The 4039-nt window shown below is 70.4% G+C and carries 5 protein-coding genes; 4 read left to right on the top strand and 1 reads right to left on the bottom strand.

Annotation, left to right across the window (positions count from 1 at the left end; all coding sequences use genetic code 11):
- Positions 1-233, top strand: a 233-nt coding sequence (locus A8W25_RS31505) for a hypothetical protein (protein ID WP_234386768.1), incomplete at its 5' end; no start/stop codon positions are given.
- 101 nt (positions 234-334) lie between these two features.
- Positions 335-2068, top strand: coding sequence for a type IV secretory system conjugative DNA transfer family protein (locus tag A8W25_RS31500; RefSeq protein WP_067167946.1), 1734 nt, complete (start codon positions 335-337; stop codon positions 2066-2068).
- 50 nt (positions 2069-2118) lie between these two features.
- Here the strand turns inward: A8W25_RS31500 and A8W25_RS31495 are convergent, their stop codons facing one another.
- Positions 2119-2553, bottom strand: a complete 435-nt coding sequence (locus A8W25_RS31495; RefSeq protein WP_067167943.1) for a hypothetical protein — start codon at positions 2551-2553, stop codon at positions 2119-2121.
- A 160-nt stretch (positions 2554-2713) separates the two neighbouring features.
- Between A8W25_RS31495 and A8W25_RS31490 the strand changes: the two genes are divergently transcribed.
- Positions 2714-3571, top strand: a complete 858-nt coding sequence (locus A8W25_RS31490; RefSeq protein ID WP_067167941.1) for a hypothetical protein — start codon at positions 2714-2716, stop codon at positions 3569-3571.
- A 32-nt stretch (positions 3572-3603) separates the two neighbouring features.
- Positions 3604-4039: hypothetical protein (locus A8W25_RS31485; RefSeq protein WP_067167940.1), on the top strand; the 436-nt coding region annotated here is incomplete at its 3' end.

Genomic DNA, 4039 nt, shown 5'->3' with positions numbered 1-4039 from the left:
CCACCCCACTGGTGACCGCAGTCCTGGAGGACCTGACCTCGCCCGAGCCGCTGCCCCGCAGCCCCGGCTCGCTCCCGGATGTGCTGCGCGACCGGACCCGTCTCACCCCCGCCCCCGCCCAGCGGGGCCAGGACGCGCTGTGGGAACGCGTCGACCATCTCACCGCCCACCGCAGCAGCGTGCCCCGGCCTCCGCAGCCGCCCGGCGGCCCCCTCCCGCGCCGCACCCTCTGACCACCCCGCGCGCTCCGCCGCGTCTGTCCCTTTAGGGAACTGCCCCGTTGCCCCAGTCCACTTCCTCATCCGACGGCTACGACATCGCCTTCAAGATCCTCATGGGGATCCTCGCCGTCACCGTGCCGCTGTCCCATCTCGCCTGGCTCGGCGGCAACCTCACCGCCTGGCTCACCGGCAATCCGTGGACCGGCTACCGGCCCGCCGACGCCCTCCTGCACCCCGACCAGCTCTGGCCCGGCCTGGGGGAAACGTCCCTGCTGATCGGCACCCGCATCGTGCCCGTCGTGGTCCTGCTCGCCCTCGCCGTGAGCGGTGGCCTGTGGTGGACGCGTAGCAAGAACACCACCGGACGGAAGAGGACCCGGGTCGAGGGCACCGCGAAGGCCAGGGACATCGAGCCGCTCCTCGCCAAGGCGATCACCGACAAGGCCCGCTCCCTGCGCCCGAGCCTGAAGGACGCCGACCGCATCGCTCCGTCCGACACCGGCATCCTCCTCGGCAACCTCCAGGGCACTCGCACCGAGGTGCGCATGGGGTACGAGGATGTCGCCGTCGCGATCATGGCGCCGCGCTCCGGCAAGACCACCAGCCTCGCCATCCCGTCCATCCTGGCCGCGCCTGGCGCCGTCCTGCTCACGTCCAACAAGGCCGCGGGCGACGCGTACACGGCCACGCTGGATGCCCGCGGGCGGGTGGGGCGGGTGTGGTCGATGGACCCCCAGCAGATCGCCCACGCTGAGCGCACCATGTGGTGGAACCCGCTCGCCGACGCGAAGTCCCTGGACGGTGCGAACCGGCTGGCCGGGCACTTCCTCGCCGCCTCCGTGGACGCCTCCCAGCAGGGCGACTTCTGGTCCAAAGCCGGATCCAACATCCTCTCCCAGCTGTTCCTGGCCGCAGCATTGGACGAGCGGCCCATCACCGACGTCATGCAGTGGCTCGCCTTCCCCGCCGACCGCCGCCCCCTGGACATCCTCCGCGATCACGGATTCACGTCCGTCGCGGCCCAGTTGAAGGGCACCGTGGAAGGGCCGCCGGAAACCAGGGACGGTATCTATGAGACCGCCCGGCAGTACGCGTCCGCCCTGCTCAACGCGGACATCGCCGCCTGGGTGACCCCGCAGCAGGGCATCGAGGAGTTCCGGCCCAACGAGTTCGTCGCCTCCACCGACACGCTGTTCCTGCTCTCCAAGGACGGCGGCGGCGGAGCGAGCGCGTTGATCGCGGCGTGTGCGGATTCGGTGATGCGGGCCGCGACGGCCCGCGCCGAACGCGCCGGGGGCCGCCTGGACCCGCCGATGCTGGCGATCCTCGACGAGGCCGCCAACGTCTGCAAGATCAGCGATCTCCCGGACCTGTACAGCCACTTGGGCTCGCGTGGGATCATCCCGATCACCATCCTGCAGTCCTACCGCCAGGGCCAGAAAGTGTGGGGCGAGGCCGGCATGGACGCCATGTGGTCGGCAGCCACCATCAAGGTCATCGGCAGCGGCATCGATGACCCGGACTTCGCCGACAAACTCTCCCGCCTGATCGGCGACCACGACGTGGAAACGAAGTCGACCTCGGTCTCCGACTCCGGCAAGTCCACCTCCCTCAGCATGCGCCAGGAACGGATCCTGCCGGCGGACGCCATCCGCGCCCTGCCCAAGGGCACCGCGCTCCTGTTCGCCACCGGCCTGCGCGCCGCCACGCTCGACCTGCGCCCCTGGTACCTGGAACCCGCCGCCGCCGAACTCGCTACCGCCTCCAAGACCGCCTCCGCCGCCATCACCGCCCGCGCCATCGCCAAAGCCTCACCCACCCAGGCCGACTTCGGCGTCGCCGCATGAGCCGTACGACGCTGGGTTTCCCCTTCTCTCCATAGTCTCTGCAGATGGCCTTAGCTACCCACGCCACCATCGAGCTGGGCGCCTCGGTGAAGTGTCTTGCTGGTCCTCACGCCCTCGATCTGGCCGGGGCCTTCGCCACTCGCAGAGTCATCCTCATCCGTCGCGGCTCCGATGTCCCGGGCCATCAAGGTCAGCACTTTGATGTGGCCGACGGTGCTCCGCTGGGATGTCCCCTCTCCGGAGGAGAACATGGCCTCGGCCCAGTCCGGCAGGTCGGTTCGCAGGCGCCGCAGGACGTCCTCGCGTCCAGTCGCGGGCAGGTCTTGCACATCCAGGTAGCCCAGCTGGTAGTCGAGAACCCTCTCAATCTTCCGCCGCGCGTCGGGATCCTCCACTGAGTCCCTCAAAAACTCCAGCACGGACATAACCAGCCCGGTCTGCGCACTCCATTGGTACTCATCGGAAAGACTGATCGTCCACGCCATGCCCGCCCCCAGTCACATTCGTACGACAGGTCATACGCTACCCGGCGTCGCGCGCTCACCGGCTTCGAGTGGACGCGGTGGAGGCGACCCATCGCACACCGGCACCGCCCGCTCGCCCGGCCGCCCCGCGCCGCTGACACCCTCCTTGCGAACCGCCCCTATGACCGAACCCGACCTGCCCCACGCCGGTGACCGCCTGCGCCGCGTCGCGGACGACTTCCTCGCCCTGCACCACACCCTCAAGGGGAGCAAACCTGTCGCCGGTATCCCCGCGTTCGACCCGCTTTCCTCGCCGTACGCCACCGCACAGGGCCTTGCGACCACCACCCTGGGCCTGCTGCTCACCGCCTCCGCCCACCCACTGGCTCACAGCAGCCGAGCAGGCCATCACGCCATCGAATACCTCGGCCACACCCTGCGCCTCGCCAGCACCACCGCCACCCACCTGGCCGACGCCATCGCCCTGGCCGCGGAATACCACCGCATCGACGGCCAGCCCGACCCGGCCACCGGCCGCACCCTCCCGCGGCGCCCCCAGCGCCGCGACAGCCTCGATACCCACCTCCAGGCCGCAGCCCGTCTACTGCGCGAGGGCTACCTGCGGGCAACCGATGCCGCCGAGTTCCTCGACGCGGCCCAGCACCATGGCCGTCCGCCGCAATCACCCGACCCTGAGCGCGCCCTCGCCACAGCACCGGCCACCACGGCACCCCGCCTGACCAGCGCGCAGCGCGGCGCCCTGCGCATGATCTCGCGCGGGTACGCCCGCCTGTACGAAAGCGCCAACGGCAAGGAGTTCATCGAGACCGGCACGTCCACGAAGATCACCATGGCCACCCTGGGCTCCCTACGGGGCAAGGGATTTGTCGAGCAGGAACGCGACGGGAGCCCGCTATACGTCGGCCGGCGTCTCCTGCTGACCCCCGCCGGCCAACAGGCCCTGGACACCGCCACGGAGATCACCGTCAGCGGCCCCGCCCCTGCCCCGGCACGCGCCTCGGCCGTGCGAAGCCGCTGAACTCCCCGCCGCCCACGGAGATACCCCTGCACATGTACGAACCGGTCGACCTGGAGGACATGGCGGCCCACCAGGCGTTGGACGCGGTCGCGGCCGACCTGCGCGAGCACCACGTCCGATGCGACCGGCACGGCCTGTTCACCGCCAGCCGCCACATCGACCTGCTGTGCTCCCTCGCCACCCGCATGACCGCCGACGCCGAATACCAGCTCTCCCCCGACCGCCCGCACAACGACGGCCATCCGGGGGCGAAGGCCCTCAGTCAGGCAGCCGGACACATCGGGCGGGCCATCGCCCACTACACCCAGGCCCTCACGCCACTCATCACCCTCACACAACAGCAGCCCCACCCCACACTCCAACACCAGCTGGACGCCATCGGCTTGACCAGCACCCTGCACACACACCTCGCCCACGCCCGCCAAGCACTGGCTGCGGCCCACACCTCGCTGCAACCACCCCACCGGC

The sequence above is a fragment of the Streptomyces sp. ERV7 genome, assembly GCF_001653515.1.
Classification (GTDB): Bacteria; Actinomycetota; Actinomycetes; order Streptomycetales; family Streptomycetaceae; genus Streptomyces.
Note: the sequence above shows the minus strand (reverse complement) of the source record. Positions and strands in the feature narration are given on the sequence as shown.

What these genes read in the sequence shown, in the direction of transcription:
- A8W25_RS31500 (WP_067167946.1), top strand. Translation starts at nt 335, where the DNA reads ATGGGGATCCTCGCCGTCACCGTGCCGCTGTCCCATCTCGCCTGGCTC.
- A8W25_RS31490 (WP_067167941.1), top strand. Translation starts at nt 2,714, where the DNA reads ATGACCGAACCCGACCTGCCCCACGCCGGTGACCGCCTGCGCCGCGTC.
- A8W25_RS31495 (WP_067167943.1), bottom strand. Translation starts at nt 2,553, where the DNA reads ATGGCGTGGACGATCAGTCTTTCCGATGAGTACCAATGGAGTGCGCAG.